At 65.4% G+C, this 20,494-nt stretch carries 21 protein-coding genes; 10 read left to right on the forward strand and 11 right to left on the reverse strand.

Features of this window, described 5'->3' with window-relative positions; translation table 11 throughout:
- Positions 1 to 50: 50 nt before the first annotated feature.
- Genes AC2FMM_RS00200 through AC2FMM_RS00215 form a run of 4 tightly spaced genes read right to left on the reverse strand, consistent with a single transcriptional unit; the run spans position 51 to position 3,950 of the window.
- On the reverse strand, positions 51 to 809 hold the full coding sequence (locus AC2FMM_RS00200) for an SDR family NAD(P)-dependent oxidoreductase (protein WP_496686739.1): 759 nt from the start codon (positions 807 to 809) through the stop codon (positions 51 to 53).
- Positions 806 to 1,738, reverse strand: a complete 933-nt coding sequence (locus AC2FMM_RS00205) for an SDR family oxidoreductase (RefSeq protein ID WP_496795459.1) — start codon at positions 1,736 to 1,738, stop codon at positions 806 to 808. The genes AC2FMM_RS00200 and AC2FMM_RS00205 overlap by 4 nt, the downstream gene beginning before the upstream one ends.
- The gene (locus AC2FMM_RS00210) at positions 1,735 to 2,637 is read right to left on the reverse strand and encodes a bile acid:sodium symporter family protein (RefSeq protein ID WP_496679096.1); all 903 of its coding nucleotides are present in this window, start codon (positions 2,635 to 2,637) and stop codon (positions 1,735 to 1,737) included. Before AC2FMM_RS00210 ends, AC2FMM_RS00205 begins: the two co-directional genes overlap by 4 nt.
- Positions 2,634 to 3,950, reverse strand: coding sequence for a flavin-containing monooxygenase (locus AC2FMM_RS00215; RefSeq protein ID WP_496795460.1), 1,317 nt, complete (start codon positions 3,948 to 3,950; stop codon positions 2,634 to 2,636). Before AC2FMM_RS00215 ends, AC2FMM_RS00210 begins: the two co-directional genes overlap by 4 nt.
- A gap of 64 nt (positions 3,951 to 4,014) precedes the next feature.
- On the opposite strand from AC2FMM_RS00215, the gene AC2FMM_RS00220 reads away from it, so the two are divergent.
- Complete coding sequence (locus AC2FMM_RS00220; protein WP_496686745.1) at positions 4,015 to 4,683, forward strand: TetR/AcrR family transcriptional regulator; 669 nt, start codon at positions 4,015 to 4,017, stop codon at positions 4,681 to 4,683.
- A gap of 6 nt (positions 4,684 to 4,689) precedes the next feature.
- Here AC2FMM_RS00220 and AC2FMM_RS00225 read toward each other — a convergent pair whose 3' ends face one another.
- From AC2FMM_RS00225 to AC2FMM_RS00240, 4 genes are read right to left on the reverse strand one after another with little or no spacing between them, the layout of a single operon-like run.
- The gene (locus AC2FMM_RS00225; protein ID WP_496795461.1) at positions 4,690 to 5,526 is read right to left on the reverse strand and encodes a PhzF family phenazine biosynthesis protein; all 837 of its coding nucleotides are present in this window, start codon (positions 5,524 to 5,526) and stop codon (positions 4,690 to 4,692) included.
- A complete protein-coding gene (locus AC2FMM_RS00230; RefSeq protein WP_496795462.1) occupies positions 5,510 to 6,190 on the reverse strand; it encodes an alpha/beta hydrolase family protein in 681 nt (226 codons plus the stop codon). Before AC2FMM_RS00230 ends, AC2FMM_RS00225 begins: the two co-directional genes overlap by 17 nt.
- A gap of 24 nt (positions 6,191 to 6,214) precedes the next feature.
- The gene (locus AC2FMM_RS00235) at positions 6,215 to 6,562 is read right to left on the reverse strand and encodes an alpha/beta fold hydrolase (protein WP_496795463.1); all 348 of its coding nucleotides are present in this window, start codon (positions 6,560 to 6,562) and stop codon (positions 6,215 to 6,217) included.
- A 48-nt stretch (positions 6,563 to 6,610) separates the two neighbouring features.
- Complete coding sequence (locus AC2FMM_RS00240) at positions 6,611 to 7,225, reverse strand: pyridoxamine 5'-phosphate oxidase family protein (RefSeq protein ID WP_496686753.1); 615 nt, start codon at positions 7,223 to 7,225, stop codon at positions 6,611 to 6,613.
- Between the two features lie 303 nt (positions 7,226 to 7,528).
- On the opposite strand from AC2FMM_RS00240, the gene AC2FMM_RS00245 reads away from it, so the two are divergent.
- The 4 genes from AC2FMM_RS00245 (at position 7,529) to AC2FMM_RS00260 (ending at position 11,142) form a co-directional block, all read left to right on the forward strand.
- On the forward strand, positions 7,529 to 8,092 hold the full coding sequence (locus AC2FMM_RS00245; RefSeq protein ID WP_496795464.1) for a TetR/AcrR family transcriptional regulator: 564 nt from the start codon (positions 7,529 to 7,531) through the stop codon (positions 8,090 to 8,092).
- Positions 8,093 to 8,141: 49 nt separating this feature from the next.
- Complete coding sequence (locus AC2FMM_RS00250) at positions 8,142 to 8,933, forward strand: TIGR03084 family metal-binding protein (protein WP_496795465.1); 792 nt, start codon at positions 8,142 to 8,144, stop codon at positions 8,931 to 8,933.
- Positions 8,934 to 9,041: 108 nt separating this feature from the next.
- Positions 9,042 to 10,199, forward strand: a complete 1,158-nt coding sequence (locus AC2FMM_RS00255) for an acyl-CoA dehydrogenase family protein (RefSeq protein ID WP_496743160.1) — start codon at positions 9,042 to 9,044, stop codon at positions 10,197 to 10,199.
- Between the two features lie 178 nt (positions 10,200 to 10,377).
- Positions 10,378 to 11,142, forward strand: a complete 765-nt coding sequence (locus AC2FMM_RS00260) for a nuclear transport factor 2 family protein (RefSeq protein ID WP_496795466.1) — start codon at positions 10,378 to 10,380, stop codon at positions 11,140 to 11,142.
- Positions 11,143 to 11,154: 12 nt separating this feature from the next.
- Here AC2FMM_RS00260 and AC2FMM_RS00265 read toward each other — a convergent pair whose 3' ends face one another.
- Complete coding sequence (locus tag AC2FMM_RS00265) at positions 11,155 to 12,051, reverse strand: LysR family transcriptional regulator (RefSeq protein WP_496795467.1); 897 nt, start codon at positions 12,049 to 12,051, stop codon at positions 11,155 to 11,157.
- A gap of 99 nt (positions 12,052 to 12,150) precedes the next feature.
- On the opposite strand from AC2FMM_RS00265, the gene AC2FMM_RS00270 reads away from it, so the two are divergent.
- Genes AC2FMM_RS00270 through AC2FMM_RS00285 form a run of 4 tightly spaced genes read left to right on the forward strand, consistent with a single transcriptional unit; the run spans position 12,151 to position 17,872 of the window.
- Positions 12,151 to 13,317 (forward strand): pyridoxal phosphate-dependent aminotransferase, encoded by a 1,167-nt coding sequence (locus tag AC2FMM_RS00270; protein ID WP_496795468.1) that lies wholly within the window; start codon positions 12,151 to 12,153, stop codon positions 13,315 to 13,317.
- A gap of 18 nt (positions 13,318 to 13,335) precedes the next feature.
- Positions 13,336 to 15,525, forward strand: coding sequence for a dehydrogenase E1 component subunit alpha/beta (locus AC2FMM_RS00275; RefSeq protein ID WP_496795469.1), 2,190 nt, complete (start codon positions 13,336 to 13,338; stop codon positions 15,523 to 15,525).
- Complete coding sequence (locus AC2FMM_RS00280) at positions 15,522 to 16,556, forward strand: ACP S-malonyltransferase (RefSeq protein WP_496795470.1); 1,035 nt, start codon at positions 15,522 to 15,524, stop codon at positions 16,554 to 16,556. The genes AC2FMM_RS00275 and AC2FMM_RS00280 overlap by 4 nt, the downstream gene beginning before the upstream one ends.
- Before the next feature lie 41 nt (positions 16,557 to 16,597).
- Positions 16,598 to 17,872 (forward strand): NAD(P)/FAD-dependent oxidoreductase, encoded by a 1,275-nt coding sequence (locus tag AC2FMM_RS00285; protein WP_496795471.1) that lies wholly within the window; start codon positions 16,598 to 16,600, stop codon positions 17,870 to 17,872.
- A gap of 4 nt (positions 17,873 to 17,876) precedes the next feature.
- On the opposite strand, the gene AC2FMM_RS00290 is transcribed toward AC2FMM_RS00285, so the two are convergent.
- A complete protein-coding gene (locus AC2FMM_RS00290) occupies positions 17,877 to 18,581 on the reverse strand; it encodes an SDR family oxidoreductase (protein WP_496795472.1) in 705 nt (234 codons plus the stop codon).
- A gap of 104 nt (positions 18,582 to 18,685) precedes the next feature.
- Between AC2FMM_RS00290 and AC2FMM_RS00295 the strand changes: the two genes are divergently transcribed.
- Positions 18,686 to 19,537 (forward strand): LysR substrate-binding domain-containing protein, encoded by an 852-nt coding sequence (locus tag AC2FMM_RS00295; RefSeq protein WP_496795473.1) that lies wholly within the window; start codon positions 18,686 to 18,688, stop codon positions 19,535 to 19,537.
- Here the strand turns inward: AC2FMM_RS00295 and AC2FMM_RS00300 are convergent.
- Positions 19,528 to 20,430, reverse strand: coding sequence for a LysR family transcriptional regulator (locus tag AC2FMM_RS00300; protein ID WP_496795474.1), 903 nt, complete (start codon positions 20,428 to 20,430; stop codon positions 19,528 to 19,530). The two genes, AC2FMM_RS00295 and AC2FMM_RS00300, sit on opposite strands and share 10 nt — an antisense overlap.
- Positions 20,431 to 20,494: the final 64 nt, after the last annotated feature.

Consider the following 20,494-nt stretch of genomic DNA (forward strand, 5'->3'; position numbering starts at 1 on the left):
CCAAAGGGCAACCCCGCACCGGGAAACAGGCCGCAAATAATGGCCGCGCGTCACGCGCCGCTGATATTGCGCTCCATCAGGCGCTGGTACAGGCGTGGGGCCAGCCGGTTCAGCCACCAGGCCAGCCGCGCCACCCGTCCCACCGGGATGACGGGCCGCCCGCGATCCAGCCCTTGCAGGATCACGCGAGCGGCCGCCTCGGGGGTCATCTCGTCCATGCCGTCGCTGGCCGATCCGGGGCGTGCGGTGCCGTCCGGCTGCCGCTCGGCCCGGCCCGGGTTGGTCGCCACGAATGAGGGCGCCGCGATATGCACCCGCACGCCATGGGGCCGTTCTTCGGATCGCAGCGATTTGAAGAAACCTTCCAGCGCGTGTTTCGAGGCAGCATAGGCCGTGCGGTGATACAGCGGCGCAAACCCCGCCACCGACGAGATTGCAAGATGCGCCCCGCGCGACTGGCGCAGCGCCGGTAGAAAGGAGCGGGCCATCGAGACGGCTGCGAAATAGTTGATCTCGAACACCTTGCGGTGGCTGGTATCGTCGGACTGATCGAACCCGCAGATCTGGGTGATCCCGGCGTTATAGACGACCAGATCGATGCTGTCGCAGTGCGCAAGCGTATCGTTCACGGCGCGCGCCAACTGGGCCGGATCGGTAAGATCACAGGTAATCGCCATCTGCGTGGCGGTGTCCTGCACCCCATCCACCTTCAGGTCCAACAAGACCACACGCCATCCACGCTCTTGCAGCGCGGCCGAGAGCGCCTGACCCAGGCCGCCGGCCCCGCCCGAGATCACTGCGGTTTTCATAGGCCCACACTCCTTTTCCAAAGGTCGAACACCTCGGCGCTGGTCTTCTGCGGGACATAGCCGAACACGGTTTTCAGCGCCGTATTGTCCAGAACCGGTCGGTATTGCAGGAACCGCACCTGTTCGGGCCCGTATCGCGACAGGCGCAGGGGGCGGGCCACGGCCAGCGCCGCCTTCAGCGCCCAGGCCGGCAGGCGCAGCACAGATTTGTCCAGCGCGCGGGCCAGATCGTCGACACTCAGCGCGCCGTCCCCGGCGACGTTGTACACTCCCGGCGGCCCGTCGGTGGCCGCGCGTTTCAGGATGCGGGCCAGATCGTGGGTCCAGATGAACACGAAGGGGCTGTCGCTACCCGCCACCGCCAGCAGGCGGGATTTGCGGAACAGGGCAGTGATCTGGTTGTCGGTGTCGTCGCCCAGCACCGTGCCCACCCGTAGCACTACCTGCTCCAGCTGCGGCGCGGCGGTTCGGGCCTCGGCCAGCAATTCTTCGACCTGCCGCTTGTGGTCGGAATAGGGAAACTCGGGGTTGCCGCGCACCGGATCGGTTTCGCGCAGCGGCACCGGGTTGTCCGCGTGATAGCCATAGGCCGCACCCGAGGAGGTGACGACCAGCCGCCGCACGCCATGGGCCAGCGCGGCATCGATCACCTTGCGCGTGCCGCCCACATCCACCGCATGGGCCTCGGCCCGCGACATCCCCGGCGGAGGTGTGACGACCGAGGCCAGATGCACGATCACCTCGGGCTTCACCTTGGCGATCACCCGCGCGGGGTCGCCCGTGGTGACGTCCATGCGCAGAAACGGAACCTCGTCCGGCAGCGTGTCGGGGCGGCGCAGGTCGGTGGCAAACACCTCATGGTCGCTCAGCTCGTTCAGCAGGGCGCGGCCAACCAGCCCCGCGGCGCCGGTGATCAGGATGCGGGTCATCGGGCGGCCTCGGTCCGGGCCATCAGTTGCGCCAGCGCCAGCCCCGAGATGGCATGCCAGATTCCCCAGAAGGCGGCCACCACGGCCATGCCGCCCAAGCCGTTGAAAAAGGCGAAGATCAGCACCAGTCCAAGGCCCGAATTCTGGATGCCGGTCTCGATCGTGATTGCACGCCGGTCATAGGGGGACAGCCGGGTCAGAGTGGCCACGACCCAACCGCCCCCCAGTGCCAGTGCGTTGTGAGCGATCACAAGCCCGGCGACCGCCCCCGCGTAGCCCAGGAAGAAACTCCAGTTGGCCGCCAGGGCGAGTACGATGAAGGCCACGAAAATGGCCATGGACAGGATCTGCAGCGGCCCGCGCAGCCGCGCCGTCAGGGCGGGGCGCTTCTGGTTCAGGGTCACGCCCAGAACCAGCGGCAAGATCAGCATCAGCCCGACAATGATGGCGATCTGCACCGGGTCGATCTGGGTCTGCTGCAAAATGGCGCGGGTCGGCGGGTACAGCCCGCCCCACAGCGCGATGTTGAACGGGGTCATCACGATGGCCCCGATGGTGGCGAAGGCGGTCATCGACACCGACAGCGCAGCGTTCCCGCCCGCCCGATGGGTGATGAAATTCGAGATATTGCCCCCCGGACAGGCCGCCACCAGGATCAGCCCCAATGCGATCGAGGGGCGCGGCTCGGTCAGCCAGACCAACAGGAAGGTCAGCGCCGGCAGTACCAGGAATTGCGAGGCCAGCCCCACCACCACTGGCTTGGGCGCGCGCCGCAGCCGGTCGAAGTCGCGTGGTGACAGGTCGATGGCGATCGAGAACATCACGATCGCCAAAATCGCGTTCAGCAGGGTCAGCGAGCCGGGGCTGAAATTAAGCGTAATCTCGTCGATGCCGGTCATGCGCGGGCTTTCCGGAACCGCGCGATCCAGTCTGTCACCGCCTTGCGATAGGTCGCCTTGTCCACGTAATAGGCCATTCGGGGCAGGTTCAGGTACTGCATGCCTCCGGTGGCGCGCTTATAGTCTTTTTGTTTTTCCGCCTTCAGCGCCGCGGCCACGGGGCAGCCGGATTGAAGACCCTTGATATAGCGCGCCACCATTTCGGCCTGCTCATGGCGTCCTTGCCAGCCCAGCCCGGTGGCTTCGATCATGCCCAGAACGAACAGATCGTCGCGTTCGGGATGCATGGCGTTCAGATACAAATGTGGCGCGTCGCCCTGCCAGTTCAGCAGGTTCGGGTCGATGAACGGATAGTGCAGCTTGTACCCGGTCGCGGCCAGAATAATGTCATAGTCGCTGGCGCTGCCGTCCTTGAAGTGGACCGTGCGCCCCTCGATCCGGTCGATATCAGGGCGAATGCGCAGGTCGCCGTGGCCTGCGTGGTAAAGGACCAGCGAATTCACCACCGGGTGGCTTTCGTAGAGTTTGTAGTCAGGTTTGGGAAAGCCGTATTTCTGCGGGTCGCCCACGAACCAGCGCAGGATCATCCCGTCGATCCGGCGCTTCAGCCACATGGGCAGGCGGATCATCCCGCCCAGCGTGTCGGCGGGTTTGCCAAAGACGTATTTCGGCACGAAATAGTATCCCCGCCGCATCGACAAATCGCACCGCGTGGCGTGGTGGATGGCGTCCACCGCAATGTCGCACCCGGAATTGCCCGCGCCCACGACCAGCACCCGCTTGCCGTGAAACTGGCTGGGATAGCGGTACTGCGCGGCGTGGATCAACTCGCCGTCAAACCTGCCGGGAAAATCGGGCATGTTGGGCTCGGACAGGGTGCCATTGGCGATCAGCACACCGGCAAATTCGGCTCTATGAGTCCCTTGGCTGTCCCGCCAGGTTAGCCGCCAGCCATCGCCCGGCGCACCCAGGGGCGATGCTTCGATCACCTCGGCATTGAACCTGTAGTGATCATGCAGGCCGAAATAATCGGCAAAGGCCCGAAAATAATCGCGCATCTGCCGGTGCGACGGGTATTCGGCCACGTCGTCACCCATCGGAAAATCGGCAAATTCGGTCATCGACTTGGACGAGATCAGATGCGCGGATTCGTACATGGTCGACCGTGGCGCATCGATATCCCACAGCCCGCCCACATCGGAATGCAATTCGAATCCCTGGAACGGGATGCCCTGTTCCTTCAGCACCTTGGCGGCCGCCAGCCCCATCGGACCTGCGCCGATCAAGGCATAAGCCTTGCGCGCCTGTATCATGAACCCTCCCCTGCTCGTGGCGCTTAACTTGAACGATCGTCCAAAATAAGGCAAGATGAAAAACATGAGCGCGAAATACATTGAAAAACAAAGGCAAAGGGCGCCGTCGGCCCGGTCGCTGGAAACCAAGGCGCGGATTTTGGACGCGGCTGAGGCGCTGTTTGCCGAGCGGGGATTCGAGGGCGCCTCGATCCGCGACATCGCCACGCGCGCCGGAGTACAGGTGGGTCTGGTCCACCACCATGGCGGCGGCAAGGAAGAGCTGTTCTTCCAGACCGTCGCGCGCCGCGCTGACGAGCTTGCGCAGATCCGGATGCAGGCGCTGGAGGATCGGCGCGCGCAAGGCCCGCTGACCCTGCGGGGTATTCTGGACTGTTTCATCCGCCCCTATGTCAGCCTTGCAGAAACGGGCGGCCCGGGCTGGATGGCCTATGGGCGGCTAGTGGCGCATGTGTCGGTCGATCCGCGCTGGCGCCATATCGCGGCCGCGTGTTTCGACCCCACCGCTGAGCTATTCATTCGCGAAATCGCCGCGCTGTATCCGCAGGCCGACCGGGCGCTGTTGGCTACGGGCCAAGTCTATACGGTTTCAGCGATGCTGGCGCATCTCAACAGCGCCTGGCGGGTGCAGGCGCTGTCACAGGGGGGCGATCTGTCCGGGATCGACCAACTGGTCGAGTTCTGCGCTGCGGGGATCGAGGCAATGGTACACTCGGGCCGCGCACGGCCCTGACCCGGCTCAGTCGATGGCGCGGGTGGTTCCCGAGACGCGCACGCCGTCGCCCTTCGCGGCGCCGATCTGAACGCGCAGAAGGGATCGCGCGCCCATATCCTCGCCTTGCACGATGTTGATTTCGCCGCCATGCGGCCAATCCAGGTCGCGCAGATACCCGGCAAGCGCGGCGGCTGCGGCGCCGGTGGCGGGGTCTTCCAGCACCCCGCCACTGGCAAAGGCGTTGCGGCTGTGAAACAGCCGGGGCGTTTCGGCCCAGATCAGGTTGATCGTGGTGAACCCTTGGGCCTGCATGAACTCGGCCCCGGTTTGCAGGTCATAAGTCATCTGAGCCAGACGATCGCGGGACGTCAGCGCCAGGATAAGGTGGTCGTTGCCTGCATTGGCGATGGCGGGCGCCAGATCGGTGCTCAGGTCACTGGGCGCAAGCCCGAATAGGGTCAGTGCCTGCGCCAGAACATCGTCAGTCACCGCGCGGCTGTGGGTCGGCGGCGACACCAGCGTGGCCGCGACCCTGTCGCCGTCACGCCGACATTCGACCGTGATCTGCGCGTCGTTCAGCTGCAGCGCGTATTCTCCATCGCCGAACCGCTGCGCCAGCTGCGCCCCCAACGCGATGGTGGCATGGCCGCAAAAGGCGACCTCGCCCACCGGTGCGAAATAGCGCACCCGCCAGCCCACGCCCTGCGGCGCGGCAAAGGCGGTTTCGGAATAGCCGACAACGGCGGCGATCTTCTGCATTTCGGCATCCGAGGGCAGGGTACCCGCGATCAGAACCCCGGCTGGGTTGCCCCCGGCGGGGCCATCGGAAAAGGCGGCGATACGGTCAACATGCGAGGTCATGGGTAAGTCCTCCGGTATAGGGCGCCCCCCCCGAACAGGCCCGGGGGGCAGGGGGGTCAGTTGATGCGGGCCAGGAAGTCCTGCATCTCGGCGGCGATCTCGGGGCCGTATTCCTCGAGCGCGAAATGCCCGGTGTGCGGATGTGGGACTCCAGATCGGTCAGGTCGTTTTTGTATGGATGCGCGCCCGCTTCGGGGAAGATCACGTCATTCTTGCCCCACATCAGCAGCGCGGGCAGCTGGTATTCGCGAAACAGCGCCTGCCATTTGGGGTATCCGCCCACATTGGTGCCCAAATCCAGAAACATCTCCAACTGCACTTCCCGGTTGCCGGGACGGTCCAGCAGGTACTGGATGTGCCAGAAATTGTCCGGGCTGATCGCGTCGGGGTTCTGGGTGCCGTGGGTGAACTGCCACTGGGTGGCATCCATGGTCAAGAAGGCGCGCAGGGCATCGCCGTTTTCCTTGGACTGGTCGGCCCAATAGGCCTTGATCGGGTCCCAGAACTCGCGCAGGCCCTCGTCATAGGCATTGCCGTTTTGGATGATGAAGCCGGTCACGCGGTCGGTAGCCTCGGGGAACATCCGGAATCCCACCGGCGCGCCGTAGTCCATCAGGGAGACGGCACAGCGATCGACGCCCTTCGCATCCAGCCGCTCGGCCATCATATGCGCGGTTCCGGCAAAGCTTTAGTCATATGTATCCGCCGGGGGCATATCGGACGCGCCAAAACCGGAGTAGTCGGGCGCGATCACATGGTCATCCTGCGCGAGCAGCGGGATCAGGTTGCGGAACAGGCGCGACGAGGGCGGAAAGCCGTGCAACAGCAGAACCGTCGGGTTGGCCGGGTCGCCGGCCTTGCGATAGGTGATCTTCATGCCGTCGATGGTCTGCGCGCGGAACTGGGTCTGGAACGGGTCGGGCTCGGCGGCGCGCACGGCTTCGGGCGAGAGGTAGAACCCGACGGTCACGACCGAGACGGCAAAGACCGATCCGGCGATCAGGGTGGCAAGTGTGTTAGTAATCGCGCGTAGCATGGCATTGATACTCCTGTTGCTGGCTTATTCGGGGTCTTGGGGTTTGGCTCAGGCCTTTCGGGCCAGGGCCTGCTTCAGTTGGTCGTTTTCGGCCTGCAGCTGGGCCATCTGGCGGCCAAGCTCGTTCAGATGCGGGCGCAGCTCGGCCTCGGTGAAGCGGGGAGTGATGTGGCGCGGGCAGTTCCAGTCCAGCGCCGCGACATGGATGATCGCCGCGCGTTCGGCCTCGGCCCCATCGGGAAACAGATCGCGCGCGGCCTCGGCACCTTCGCAGAAGTCCACACGGCCCAGGATCTTGAGCCTGCGCTGGTTGGCATAATCCATCAGGATCAGCGCGATCCGGTCATTGCCGTCCAGGTTCCCGCGCGAGATATACTGCTTGTTGCCCGAGAAATCGGCATAGCCGATGGTCCGATCGTCCAGCACCTTCAGAAACCCCGCCGGGCCGCCGCGATACTGCACATAGGGCCATCCGGTCTCGGACACGGTGGATTGATAGAACCCGTCGCGCGCCTCGATGAAGGCCTGCTCGGCCGGGCCGATCAGGTGGCCCTGCTGCGGGCCGCCGTCGATGAACCTGGCGTATGAGGCGGCGGACCCCATCCGCTCTTGGTGCGCGCGGACGGCGGGGGTGAAGGTCAGTTCGGAAAAGGCGCGGGGCATGGTGGGGGCTTTCAGGCGAGGGTGGCGGCTAGAAGGGCTACGGTCAGAAGGAAGGGAACATAGCTTGCGGGAAATAGGCTGGCGCGGCGTCGCATCGGTCAAATCCTTTGGGTGTACAGATCAGTAAACTGTGCTGATAAGGTGTACAGTTCGGTTAACTTTTTCAACCATTTTTGCGGAATTTATTTTCCTGCGGTGGCCGGAAGAAAAATTTATTGATTAAAAACAGAGAATTCAGATTGGTGATTTGCAGCCGTTCGGCAGAAGGATTATGTACTGATCTGTACGCGAAGGAGCCGAATCATGCGTCCGAACAAACGGGATGAGCTGGTCCGCAAGGCACTGCAGGTGTTTTATCGCGACGGGTTTCACGCCACCGGAATGGACCGGCTGGTGGTCGAAACCGGCGTGTCCAAGACCTCGATGTACAAGCACTTCCGCACCAAGGAAGAGCTGATCCTGGCAGTGCTGCGCCTACGGGACGAGAATTTCCGCAACTGGTTCGTACGCCGGATCGAGGAACTGGCCGACACCCCCGCCGCTCAACTGCTGGCCGCGTTCGATGCGCTGGGCGAATGGTTCCGCGAGGACAATTTCCGCGGCTGCATGTTCATCAAGGCCGGGGCCGAATATCAGGCCCCCGACCACCCGATCCATGTGCAGGCGGGCGAGCACAAGCGCCTGCTGCTGGAATATTTCACTGACCTGTGTCGCAAGGCCGGCGCGCAGGACCCGGACAAGCTGGCCTGCCAGCTGCTGCTGCTGAAAGAGGGCGCGATCGTCACCGCCGTTCTGCTGCACAGTTGCGATCCGGCGCGCGATGCGAAAGCGGCCGCGCAGGTCCTTTTGCAGAACGCGCTGGCCTGACCGGCCGAAACCCGCTTTAGTGGCCCAATGGGCAGAGAGCGGGAGTGCCATGGATCAAGCTGCGGATTTCTTTGAGGAATGCCAGGTTCTCGACCATGCCCTTGAGCGTCTTGGTGCCAGCGCCTGGCGCACCGTGACCCAATTCAAGGGTTGGACGATCGACGATGTGTTGGTGCACCTGCATTTCTGGAACCAGATGGCCGACCTGTCACAGCGCGATGCGGATGCGTTCGATGCAAGGGTGCAGCAGGTGATGCCGCGCATCCAGGCCGAGGGTTTTCGCGCCACGGAAAACGCCGCGATCTCCCAGCGGGGCCATGACCTGCGGCTGGCCTGGCGCGATCTGTACACCCGCATGGCCTATGACTGGGCCCTTCTGGACCCCAAGGCGCGGGTCAAATGGGTGGGGCCGGACATGTCGGTGCGGTCCTCGATGACCGCGCGTCAGATGGAGACCTGGGCGCATGGGCAGGAGGTGTTCGACATCCTTGGCCTGACCCGACCCGAGACCGACCGGATCCGCAACATCGTCGTGCTGGGGGTGAACACCTTTGGCTGGACCTTCACGGTGCATGGCCGCCCGGTGCCACCGGTGCCTCCCCATCTGCGCCTGACCGCGCCCTCCGGGGAGCTGTGGGAGTTCGGCGCGCCCGGTGCCGACCTGATCGAAGGGCTGGCCGTCGATTTCGCCCGCGTGGTGACCCAGACCCGAAACGTGGCGGACACCGGCCTGTCGGTGCGGGGGGCGGTCGCGCGGGAGTGGATGGACATCGCCCAGTGTTTCGCCGGCGCCCCGGAAACGCCGCCGCCGCCCGGCGCCCGGCACCGCGTAGGGCATTGACGCCAAAGGACGTTGCGTAGCAGCGCAAACCGACGCGGCGTCACCCGGATTGGCGGAATCGGCCGCGAAAGCTACCCTTTTCGCCAGCAGAATTCCGGAGAACCAATCATGTCGCTTTTTACCTCGACCGCTTCCTGGGTCACTGACGAACACCGCATGTTTGCCGAAATGGCCGGGCGGTTCATGGATGATGAACTGGTGCCCAACATCGAGGCCTGGGCCGAGCAGGGCGTCGTCGATCGCGACTTCTGGCGGAAGGCCGGGGAAACTGGGCTGATGGCCGGGGCCATCCCCGAGGAATTCGGCGGTGTCGGTGGCGGCATGGGTTTTGATGCGGTCACGATCTATGAACAGACCTCGCGGGGGGATGCGGGCTGGGGCTATGGCATCCAGTCGATCGTGACCCATTACATCACCGCCTATGGCAGCGAGGATCAAAAGCGCAAATGGCTGCCCAAGCTGGCCTCGGGCGAGATGGTCGGTGCGCTGGCCATGACCGAACCGGGCACCGGCTCGGACGTGCAGGCGATCCGCACCACAGCCGAGAAGGATGGCAATTCCTACCGGATGAACGGGTCCAAGATCTTCATCACCAACGGCCAGACCGCGGACCTGATCATCGTGGCTGCCAAGACTGACAAGTCGCTGGGCGCCAAGGGCGTGTCGCTGATCGCGGTCGAGACCGAGGGGGCCGAGGGCTTCCGCCGGGGGCGCAACCTCAAGAAACTGGGCATGAAGGCCAATGACACGGCTGAGCTGTTCTTCGAGGACGTGAAGGTGCCGATGACCAACCTTCTGGGCTCCGAGGAGGGTCAGGGTTTCTATCAGCTGATGAAGCAGCTGCCGTGGGAACGTTTGACCATCGGTATCATGGCGCTGGGCGCGATCGACTTCGCCATCGCTGAAACGGTCAAATACACCCAAGAGCGCAAGGCGTTCGGCCAGCGCGTGATGGACTTCCAGAACACCCGCTTCAAGCTGGCCGAGTGCAAGACCAAGGCCGAGGTGCTGCGCAGCTTTGTCAATGACTGCATCGCCAAGCTGGAGGCCGGCCAACTGGATGCGGCCACCGCCTCGATGGTGAAATACTGGGGGTCTGAGGTGCAAAACGAGATCATGCATGAATGCCTGCAGCTGTTCGGCGGCTATGGCTTCATGATGGAATACCCGATCGCGCGGCTTTATGCGGATGCGCGGGTGCAGATGATCTATGGTGGCACCAACGAGGTGATGAAGGAACTCATCGCCCGCTCGATCGACGTCTGATAGGGCGCTCCCGCCCGTCGTCTACGGCCCTGGCGGGCCGCCTCCTCCGGTTGGGCCCGGCCGCGCCCGAGCGATGCTCGGCCGCGGCTGAGGCACTGTCCGTCCGCCCCATTGCCGGATGTCCGGTGGTCTGCCAGACTGATCGGTGTGGCATGACCGCCACCCGGCAGGAGGGCCCATGACCGCATCGAACAAGGACCGGATCCGCGCGTTGCTGAAAAGTATTGAAACCGGCGACCCGGCGCCGGTTTCGGTGGTCAACGAAGCGAAATACATCCAGCACAACCCACAGACCCACGAGGGCAGCGAGGGGCTGGCCGTGTTGTTTCAGCGCCTGTCCCGAACCTCTCCGCGGGTCAATGTCGTGCGGGCCTTCGAGGATGGGGACTTCGTGTTCGCCCATACCGAATACGATTTCTCGCGCCGCAATATCGGGTTCGAGCTGTTCCGCTTTGAAGATGGTCGCGCGGTCGAGCATTGGGACAACATCCAGCCGCGACAAGGGCCTAACCTGTCGGGCCATTCCATGGTGGACGGGCCCACCGAGGCGAGTGACCTTGATCGGACCGAAGACAACCGTGCTTTTGTCCGTGCCTTTGTCGAATGCGTTCTGGTGGGCGGCGATCTTGGCGGATTGCAGGCGTATCTGGAGACTGAGAGCTTTACCGAACACAATCCGCGACTGAGCGACGACGTCACCCTGTTGCGAGCGGCGCTGACCGAAGGCCGTGCGGGCCGGCGGCGGATCGACTATCACCAGCTGCATCGCTTGTTGGCGCAGGGGGATTTCGTTCTGACCCAGTGCGAGGGCGAATTCGATGGCGTTCCCAGCGCCTTTTACGATCTGTTCCGCGTCGCGGGCGGCAAGATCGTCGAACATTGGGACACGACCGAAAAGATCGCGCCGAAGAGTGAATGGAAGAACGACAATGGCAAATTCTGAGCCCTGATGGGCTCATTCGGGTTGCGCCGCCAATTGTCTCTCCAGCCACGCGCGGAACGAGACAAGCGGGGCCGGTTCCGATCGATCCTGTGGCCAGACAAGGTAGTAGTCGCCCAAGCTGACCGGTGGGGCGGGGCAGGCCGGAACCAACCGGCCGGCTTCCAGTTCGGTCGAGATCAGGTAGCTGGGCAGCAAGGCGACGCCCAGTCCGTGAATGGTCGCCTGGATCATGGTCGAGAACTGGTCGAACAGCATCCCGCGCAACCCTTGCGCCGCGATACCCTCGGCCGCGAACCACCGCTCCCAGGCGTCGGGCCGGGTGTCGAGATGCAGAAGCGGTGCGCTCAACAGCCAGTCGGGGCTGTCCGTCGCCTCTTGTGCCAGCCCCGGCGCGCAGACCGGCAGCACCTCTTCGCGCATGATCCGCAGGTAGTTCACCCCGGCCCAGTTGCGTTCACCGAAATGGATCGCCGCGTCGAAGGGTTCGGCGGCAAAGTCGAACGGCTCCAGCCGCGTGCTCAGGTTCACCGTCACTTCCGGATGGCGGCGCGCGAAATCCTGCAGGCGCGGCGCCAGCCAGTGCATCCCGAAGGCGGGCAGGATCGACAGGTTCAGCGACCCACCGGTCGGGTTCGCCTTGAGCTTCAGCGAGGCCTGCGCCAGCTGATGCAGCGCCGAGCGGGCGGTTTCCACGTATTCTTTGGCGGCCGGCGTCAGTTGCAGGCGCATCTGCGTCCGCTGGATCAGCGAAACGCCCAGTTGCTCTTCCATCACCTTCAGCTGGCGGCTGATGGCGCTTTGGGTCAGTGACAGTTCCTCGGCCGCGGCTGACGCGCTGCCCAGCCGGTCCACGGCTTCGAGCGCCAGCAGAGACGAGATCGAGGGCAGGAAGCGGCGGGGTGCGATCATATGACTTTTCCTCATGTTTTGTGGAGGGAATATCACTAGTGTTTTCCCTGTTCCAGAGCGAAAAGGGCGAGAAAGCGGCCAGAGAGCGTTGGTAATGTCATGACTATTCAGAACAGTTTGAGCGGATTTCGCCGGGCGGGGCGACTCGACGGGATCGAATTGTCCGAGATCGTCCAGATCTCGGAACGGGCCGCGCAGTTGCGGGCGCAGGGCGTGGACGTGATCGCGCTCAGCACCGGCGAGCCCGACTTTCCCACGCCGCCGCACGTGGTCGAGGCCGCCCACAAGGCGGCGCTGGACGGTCAGACTCGATATCCCGCCACCGCCGGAACCCCGGCCCTGCGTACCGCCGTCGCGGAACAGGCCGGGGTCGAGCCGGCGCAGGTCATCGTCTCGACCGGGGCCAAGCAGGTGATTGCGGGCGCGTTCCTCGCGACGCTCGATCCGGGTGATGAGGTCATCACCACCGCGCCTTTCTGGACCAGCTATGCCGACATGGTGAAACTGGCGGGCGGCACTCCGGTGGTGCTGGACTGCCCGCGTGAACAGGGTTTCAAGCTGACCCCCGAACAGCTCGAGGCCGCGATCAGCCCGCGCACCCGCTGGCTGCTGCTGAACACGCCCTCGAACCCGACCGGGGCGGTTTACACCGAGGCCGAATTGCAGGCGCTGGGCGCAGTGTTGGAGCTGCACCCGCAGGTCTGGGTGATCTCGGACGAGATCTATCAGCACCTTGCCTACGTTCCCTTCATGCCCTTCGTTCAGGCGGTTCCGGCGCTGGCAGACCGCACACTGACGGTAAACGGTGTGTCCAAGGCCTATTCGATGACCGGCTGGCGCATCGGTTGGGGCATCGGCCCCGCGCCGCTTATCAAGGCGATGGCGGCGGTGCAGGGGCAGATCACCTCGGGCGCCTGTTCCATCGCGCAGGCGGCAGCTCTGGCCGCGCTGACCGGCCCGCAGGACCTGCTGGCCGAACGCCGCGAGGCCATGCGCACGCGTCGCGATCTGGTCGTGGCGGGCCTGAACGCCGCCGGATTGGACTGCCCGGTGCCCGACGGCGCCTTCTACGTCTTTCCGCAGACGCCCGCTGCGATGCCCTCGGACCCCGAGTTCTGCCGTAACCTGCTGGATCACGCGGGCGTCGCGGTGGTACCGGGGCGGGCCTTCGGCATGCCGGGGCATTTTCGGCTTTCCTTTGCCTATGACACCGATAGCCTGACCCAAGGCCTGCGCCGGATCTCGGACGCCACGGCCAAACTCTGACCTGACCGGGGGAATCAGATGGATCGCGCCCAGATCGTTCACGAAAACTTCCTGACCCGCGTCGCCAATCGCGACCTGCCTGCGGGTGCGCCGCCGCGCCCAGGTCTCAGCGCGCCCGAGGCTGTGTGGCTGTTCCGCGCGCAGGTGCTCAGCCGTGCGCTGGACCGCACCAGCCGGGCGATGCAGAAGGCGGGGCAGGGGTTCTACACCATCGGATCCTCGGGGCATGAAGGTATGGCCGCCGTGGCTCACGCCCTGCGCCCGACCGATATCGCCTTTTTGCACTATCGCGACGCCGCCTTTCAGATCGCACGGGCCGAGCAGGTGCCCGGCCAGCAGATCGCCTGGGACATGATGTTGAGTTTCGCGTGTTCCAAAGAAGATCCGACCTCGGGCGGGCGGCACAAGGTGCTGGGCTCCAAGGCGCTGATGATCCCGCCGCAGACCTCGACCATCGCCAGCCACCTGCCCAAGGCGGTGGGCGCGGCCTATAGCTTGGGCGCGGCGCGGCGTCACGACCCCGAACACCGGCAACTGCCCGAGGACGGCATCGCCATGTGTTCCTTCGGGGATGCGTCCGCGAACCATTCCACTGCACAGGGGGCGATCAACACCGCCGGTTGGACCAGTGTCCAGTCGATCCCGCTGCCGCTGCTCTTTGTCTGCGAGGACAACGGCATCGGCATCTCGGTCAAGACGCCCAAGGGCTGGATTCAGGCCTCAATGGAGCATCGACCGGGCATTAAGTATTTTCAGGCCAACGGGCTGGACATCTATGAAACCTTCGCGGTGGCGCAGCAGGCGGCCGAATACGTCCGCACCCGGCGCAAACCGGCCTTCCTGCACCTGAAAACCGTGCGCCTGTATGGTCATGCGGGGGCGGATGTGCCCACCACCTATCTCAGCCGTGCCGAGGTCGAGGCCGACGAGGCCAATGATCCGCTGCTGCATTCGGTGCGCCTGTTGGATCAGGCCGGGGCGCTGTCGCCCGAACAGGCGCTGAAGATCTATGAGCAGACCTGCGCCCGCACCGATCGCATCGCGGCCGAGGCCGCCACCCGCCCGCATCTGGCTACCGCCGCCGAGGTCGCGGCCAGCCTGATCCCACCCAAGCGCCTCTGCAAGCCCACCAACGGCCCCAGCGCCGAGGCCCGCGCCGCCGCCTTCGGCAGCGACCTGCGCGCGATGGACGACCCGCAGCCGATGGCGCGCCTGATCAACTGGGCGCTGACCGACCTGATGCTGGAACATGGCGAGATCGTCTGCATGGGCGAGGACGTGGGCCGCAAGGGCGGCGTCTATGGCGTGACGCAGAAGCTGCAGCAGCGCTTTGGCCCCGACCGGGTGATCGACACGCTGCTGGATGAACAGTCCATCCTCGGCCTCGCCATCGGCATGGCCCACAACGGTTTCGTCCCGATCCCCGAGATCCAGTTCTTGGCCTATCTGCACAATGCCGAGGACCAGATCCGGGGCGAGGCCGCCACGCTGCCCTTCTTCTCGAAGGGGCAGTTCACCAACCCGATGGTCGTGCGGATCGCCGGGCTGGGATACCAGAAGGGCTTTGGCGGGCATTTCCACAACGACAACTCGCTGGCGGTTCTGCGCGACATTCCGGGCGTCATCATCGCCTGCCCCTCGACCGGGGCCGATGCGGCGCGGATGCTGCGCGAATGCGTGCGGCTTGCGCGTGAGGAGCAGCGCGTGGTGGTGTTCCTGGAACCCATCGCGCTCTACCCGATGCGCGACCTGCACGAGGGGCAGGACGGCGCGTGGATGACCCGCTATCCCGCGCCCGGCGAACGGATCGCGCTGGGCGAGGTGGGTGTTCATGGCGACGGCACCGATCTGGCGATCGTGACCTACGGCAACGGCCATTGCCTGTCGAAACAAGCGCTGCCCGAGCTGGCAGCGGCGGGCCTCAAGACCCGCATCATCGACATGCGCTGGCTGGCGCCGCTGCCCGAACAGGCGCTGCTGGAGGCCACCAGGGGCTGCAGGCACGTCCTGATCGTCGATGAATGCCGCCGCACCGGCAGCCAGTCCGAGGCGCTGATGGCGCTGTTTGTCGAACAGACCGACCTGCCCACCGCCCGCGTGGCGGCCGAGGATTGCTTCATCGCCACCGGCCCCGCCTATGCCGCGTCGCTGCCCTCGCGCGAGGGGATCGTGGCCGCCGCCCTGACCCTGACCGGAGCCCAGAAATGACCCGTACCGCCGTCGTGATCTGCCCCGGCCGGGGCACCTACAACAAGCCCGAGCTGGGCTATCTGCACCGCCACCACGCGCGCCGGATGGAGCTGTTCCGCGAATTCGACGCGATCCGCGCCGAGAGCGGACAAGAGGCGGTGACCGTGCTGGACGGCGCTTCGCGCTTCTCGGTCAGCAAATTTTCGCGCGGCGACGTGGCCTCGCCCCTGATCTACGCCGCATCGCTGGCCGACGCGCAGGCGCTGGCCGAGGATATCGAGGTGGTGGCCGTCACAGGCAACTCGATGGGCTGGTATATCGCGCTGGCCGCCGCTGGCGCGCTGTCGCCCGAAAACGGCTTCCGGGTGGTCAACACCATGGGAACGCTGATGCAGACTCACCTGATCGGCGGGCAGCTGGTCTATCCCTTCACCGGCGACGACTGGCGCGACGACCCGGCCCGCAAGGCCGAGCTTTTGGCCGAGGTGGCGCGCATCGACTCTCTGTCGGAACATGACCTCGCCCTGTCGATCGACCTGGGTGGGATGCTGGTGCTGGCGGGCAACGAGGCCGGACTCAAGGCCTTCGAGGCCGCGCAGCCCGTGGTGCAGGAGCGGTTCCCGATGCGGCTGGCCAACCACGCGGCTTTTCACACGCGCCTTCAGGCCCCGGTGGCGCAGGAGGGTCGCCGCCAATTGCCCGCCACGCTGTTCACTCAACCGGACCTGCCGATGATCGACGGGCGCGGCAAGATCTGGTGGCCCGGCGCAACCGACACGGGTGCGCTGTGGGATTACACGCTGGGCCATCAGGTGACCGAGCCTTACTACTTCACCCGTGCGGCGCAGACGGCGGCCCGCGAATTCGCGCCCGACCTGTTCATCGTCACCGGCCCCGGCGCCACGCTGGGCGGCGCGGTGGCGCAGTCGCTGGTGCTGGCCAACTGGCGCGGCATGTCCGACAAGCAGAGCTTTCAGGCCCTGCAAGCGCAAGACCCGTTCCTGATCGCGCTGGGGCGCGAGGATCAAAGACCTCTTGCCATCGGCTGAGCCCTCGGGAAATCTGCGTGCGCATTCAAGGACATCCCGCCATGACCACCGACCCGGAAACCAGCCTTTGGACCAAGACCAGCCGCGAGCGGGTGGACGCCCCGCCCCTGACCGGGTCTGCCACGGTGGACCTCGCCGTGATCGGCGGCGGCTATACGGGCTGCTCGGCGGCGCTGCAGGCGGCGCAGGCGGGGGCGTCGGTCTGCCTGCTCGAGGCACACCGGATCGGCTATGGCGGGTCGGGCCGCAATGTCGGGCTTGCCAATGCCGGACTGTGGCTGCCCCCGGCCGAGATCCGGGGCCATCTGGGCCGCGCGGCGGGCGACCGGCTGATCGCCCTGCTGGCGCAGGCCCCAGCCGAAGTGTTCCGCCTGATCTGTGATCACGCCATCGATTGCGAGCCGGTGCAGGCCGGAACCCTTCACCTGGCCCACTCGCCCAAAGGCCTGCGCGACCTGCAGGTCCGCCACCAACAACTGTCGGCCGATGGTGCGCCGGTCGAGCTGCTGTCCGCGCAGGAGACCGCCCGCCGCACTGGCAGCGAGGCGTTTCACGGCGCCATTTTCGACCCGCGCGCCGGGACGATCCAGCCTCTGGCCTATGTGCAGGGCCTCGCCCGCGCAGCGCAGCAGGCCGGGGCGGCGATCCACGCCAACAGCCCGGTGCAGGCCCTGCGCCACGATGGTGATACTTGGCATCTGGACACCCCGCAGGGTTCGGTGCGGGCCAAGGCGCTGATCCAGGCCACCAACGCCTATCACGCGGGGCTGTCCCACACCCGGCAGGACTATGTGCCGGTCTACTACTTCCAATACGCCACCGACCCGCTGCCCGAGGACACCCGCGCCACTTTGCTGCCGGGGGGCGAGGGGTGCTGGGATACCGGGCTAATCATGACCTCGTTCCGCATGGATCGGGCCGGGCGGCTGGTGATCGGGGCGATGGGCGATCTGGGCCATGCGGGCAGCTTTGCTCATCGCGGTTGGATCACGCGGAAAATGGCGCAGATATACCCCGCGCTGGCCGACCAACCGCTGAAAGACGGCTGGCACGGGCGTATCGCCATGACCTCGGACCATATCCCGAAGCTGGTGCAGATCGGGCCGAACGCGCTGTCGGCGCATGGCTATTCCGGGCGCGGCATCGGGCCGGGCACGGTGTTCGGCCGCATGATGGCCGACAGCCTGCTGTCGGGCGACCCCGCCCGCCTGCCGCTGCCGCCGGTGCCTGCGCACAGCGAAAGCTGGACAGGCCTACGCCGCGCCTTTTTTGAAACCGGCGCGACGCTGACGCATCTGGTTAAGGCGCGGTTCTGACCGATCAGACCGAGCGGGTGATCCCGCCATCCACCCGGATGTTCTGCCCGGTGATATAGCCGCCGCCTTCGGAGGCCAGGAACGCGATGACCGAGGCGATCTCGTCATAGCTGCGCCCATAGCGGCCCATGGGGATCTTGGCCTTGAACTCCTCCTTTTCCGGCAGGCTGTCGATGAAGCCGGGCAGGACGTTGTTCATGCGGATGTTCTCGGCGGCGTACCTGTCGGCGAAAAGCTTGGTGAACGCCGCCAACCCGGCCCGGAACACGCCCGAGGTCGGAAAGACCGGGTCGGGCTCGAAGGCCGCGAAGGTCGAGATGTTGATGATCGACCCACCGTCCTGCGCCTGCATGATCGGGGTCACCAGCCGGGTGGGGCGCACGGCATTCAGGAAATAGACCTCCATGCCGCGATGCCAGTCCTCGTCGGTCAGCTCCAGAACCGGCGCGCGGGGACCGTGCCCGGCCGAGTTCACCAGAACGTCGATCCGCCCCCAATGGGCCATCGCCGCATCCACCAGCCGCTGCAGATCGTCATTCGACTGGTTCGAGCCGGTCACCCCCACGCCGCCCAGCTCAGCCGCCAGCGCCTCGCCCTTGCCGGACGAGGACAGGATGCCCAACTTGAACCCGTCCGCCGCCAGCCGCCGCGCCGCATCCGCGCCCATGCCGCTGCCGCCGGCGGTGATCAGAGCCACTTTGTCCGTCATCTTCGTTCTCCGTTTCCATCTGTCGCCAAGATGAAGCGTGGCCGACCGTTTGACCAATCAGTTCTTCTGCCCTATGGCTGTAGAAAATCTATTGTGTAGACGCCATGGCTGCCCTTCCCCCGCTGAACGCCCTGCGCGCCTTCGAGGCGTCGGCCCGCCACCTGAACTTCAGGCTGGCGGCGCAGGAACTGGGTGTCACCCAAGGGGCAGTGGCACAGCAGGTCCGGGGCCTCGAGGCGCGGCTGGGCACTCCGTTGTTCGACCGCCTGCCGCGCGGCCTGCGGCTGACCGAGGCCGGACGGCGGTTCCACGCGCCCCTGCGCCGCGCTTTCCGTCTGATCGAAGAGGCGGTCGATGATCTGTCCGGCCAGCGCCAGATCACCCTGTCGGTCACGCCCAGCTTTGCCTCGAAATGGCTGGTGCCGCGGCTGGGTGATTTCACCGCGCGGCATCCGGATGTCTTAGTGCAGGTCGATGCGCGCGAGCGGCTGGCTGATTTTCAGACGGACGGGGTGGATATCGCGGTCCGGCAGGGCCGCGCACCGTTTGGTGATGGCCTGGTGGCCGAGCCGCTGTTCCCTACCGAATTCGTCGTGGTCGGCAGCCCCGACCTGGCCGCGCAGGTGACATCGGCGCAAGACCTGCTGGCGCATGTACTGCTGAGCGATTCTCATGGCCTTTGGCCGCTGTTTCTGGATCGCGCCGGTGTGCAGGGGCGCCCGAGGATGATGAATTTCAGTCAGACCAGTCTGGCCATTGACGCCGCCGTGGCCGGGCAGGGCTTTGCGCTGGCCAATGCGCCACTGGTCGCCGCCGAGCTGACGACGGGGCGGTTGGTGCAACCGCTGGCGCAGGTGTTGCTGGACGGTCTGGGGTTCCATATCGTCACCCCGTGCAAGCCTCGGCAGCCGGATCTTGTGGCGCTGATGCGCGACTGGCTGCGGGCTCAGGCCTGAAGCGTGGCGGCAATCGCCGCGATCCGCCCCCGCAGCCAGCGATGGGCGGGATCGTTGGCGAACCGCTGATGCCAGACCATGTAGATCGACACCGGCTGACAATCGAAGGGCAGGGGCGCACAGTCCAGTGCCGCCAAAGGCCCTTGTTTCATCAGCGCTGTGTCGGTCGAGATCAGATCGGTGCCCTTCACGAAGGCCGGGATCGCGTTGAAATGCGGTAGAGTCACGGTGGGCGGGCGGATCTGGCTCTGGTCCACGCCGCGCATCACAGCCCGCGCGTTGCGCCCATCGGGAAACCGCACCTCGACATGGTCCGAGGCGCAATAATCGGCCCAGTCGGCGGGCGGGTCGCGCCGTTCGGCGTCGTAGAACACCATCAAACGGCTGCTCACCAGCAGTTTCTGAAAGATGTCGGGACCGTCCGGCGGCAGTGGGGTCAGCATCAGCTGGCACCGGTCGCTGCGCAGCAGTTCCGGGTCAGGCACACCCGAGGGCATGAACCCCAGCCGCAGCCGCACCCCATCAACCCGCGCCCCGCGCAGCAACTGCGGAAAGATCAGCTCGCGCGGCATGTCGTTGGTGGCGATCTGGACGGTGATCTCTTCGGACAGCGGGTCAAAGGGCCGCTCGTCGGTCAGGGCGCGCATCCCGTCCAGCACCTGCTGTACCGGGTCTTTCAGCGCCAGAGCCCGCTCGGTCGCGCGCAGCCCCTGGCCCGACCGTATGAACAGCGGGTCACCCAGCACTTGCCGCAGCTTGGCCAGCGTGTGGCTGATGGCCGATTGCGTGACGCCCAGCCGGTCAGCGGCCTTCGAGACCGAGTTTTCCTCGAGGATCGTCAGGAAGGTGCGCAGGACCTTGCCGTCTAGGTCCATGAAATCGATTTTCTTCATACCGTTTATTATCTGTCATGAATGGTATTGCTGTTCATGCCGCGCTAGGGGAAGCTTGGCAACA

This window comes from Ruegeria sp. BHSC043 (genome assembly GCF_059612985.1).

Bases quoted from the DNA above. Each gene is read 5' to 3' on its own strand.
- AC2FMM_RS00200 (WP_496686739.1), bottom strand. From the start codon at position 809: ATGAAAACCGCAGTGATCTCGGGCGGGGCCGGCGGCCTGGGTCAGGCG.
- AC2FMM_RS00205 (WP_496795459.1), bottom strand. From the start codon at position 1,738: ATGACCCGCATCCTGATCACCGGCGCCGCGGGGCTGGTTGGCCGCGCC.
- AC2FMM_RS00210 (WP_496679096.1), bottom strand. From the start codon at position 2,637: ATGACCGGCATCGACGAGATTACGCTTAATTTCAGCCCCGGCTCGCTG.
- AC2FMM_RS00215 (WP_496795460.1), bottom strand. From the start codon at position 3,950: ATGATACAGGCGCGCAAGGCTTATGCCTTGATCGGCGCAGGTCCGATG.
- AC2FMM_RS00220 (WP_496686745.1), top strand. From the start codon at position 4,015: ATGAGCGCGAAATACATTGAAAAACAAAGGCAAAGGGCGCCGTCGGCC.
- AC2FMM_RS00225 (WP_496795461.1), bottom strand. From the start codon at position 5,526: ATGACCTCGCATGTTGACCGTATCGCCGCCTTTTCCGATGGCCCCGCC.
- AC2FMM_RS00230 (WP_496795462.1), bottom strand. From the start codon at position 6,190: ATGGCCGAGCGGCTGGATGCGAAGGGCGTCGATCGCTGTGCCGTCTCC.
- AC2FMM_RS00235 (WP_496795463.1), bottom strand. From the start codon at position 6,562: ATGCTACGCGCGATTACTAACACACTTGCCACCCTGATCGCCGGATCG.
- AC2FMM_RS00240 (WP_496686753.1), bottom strand. From the start codon at position 7,225: ATGCCCCGCGCCTTTTCCGAACTGACCTTCACCCCCGCCGTCCGCGCG.
- AC2FMM_RS00245 (WP_496795464.1), top strand. From the start codon at position 7,529: ATGCGTCCGAACAAACGGGATGAGCTGGTCCGCAAGGCACTGCAGGTG.
- AC2FMM_RS00250 (WP_496795465.1), top strand. From the start codon at position 8,142: ATGGATCAAGCTGCGGATTTCTTTGAGGAATGCCAGGTTCTCGACCAT.
- AC2FMM_RS00255 (WP_496743160.1), top strand. From the start codon at position 9,042: ATGTCGCTTTTTACCTCGACCGCTTCCTGGGTCACTGACGAACACCGC.
- AC2FMM_RS00260 (WP_496795466.1), top strand. From the start codon at position 10,378: ATGACCGCATCGAACAAGGACCGGATCCGCGCGTTGCTGAAAAGTATT.
- AC2FMM_RS00265 (WP_496795467.1), bottom strand. From the start codon at position 12,051: ATGATCGCACCCCGCCGCTTCCTGCCCTCGATCTCGTCTCTGCTGGCG.
- AC2FMM_RS00270 (WP_496795468.1), top strand. From the start codon at position 12,151: ATGACTATTCAGAACAGTTTGAGCGGATTTCGCCGGGCGGGGCGACTC.
- AC2FMM_RS00275 (WP_496795469.1), top strand. From the start codon at position 13,336: ATGGATCGCGCCCAGATCGTTCACGAAAACTTCCTGACCCGCGTCGCC.
- AC2FMM_RS00280 (WP_496795470.1), top strand. From the start codon at position 15,522: ATGACCCGTACCGCCGTCGTGATCTGCCCCGGCCGGGGCACCTACAAC.
- AC2FMM_RS00285 (WP_496795471.1), top strand. From the start codon at position 16,598: ATGACCACCGACCCGGAAACCAGCCTTTGGACCAAGACCAGCCGCGAG.
- AC2FMM_RS00290 (WP_496795472.1), bottom strand. From the start codon at position 18,581: ATGACGGACAAAGTGGCTCTGATCACCGCCGGCGGCAGCGGCATGGGC.
- AC2FMM_RS00295 (WP_496795473.1), top strand. From the start codon at position 18,686: ATGGCTGCCCTTCCCCCGCTGAACGCCCTGCGCGCCTTCGAGGCGTCG.
- AC2FMM_RS00300 (WP_496795474.1), bottom strand. From the start codon at position 20,430: ATGAAGAAAATCGATTTCATGGACCTAGACGGCAAGGTCCTGCGCACC.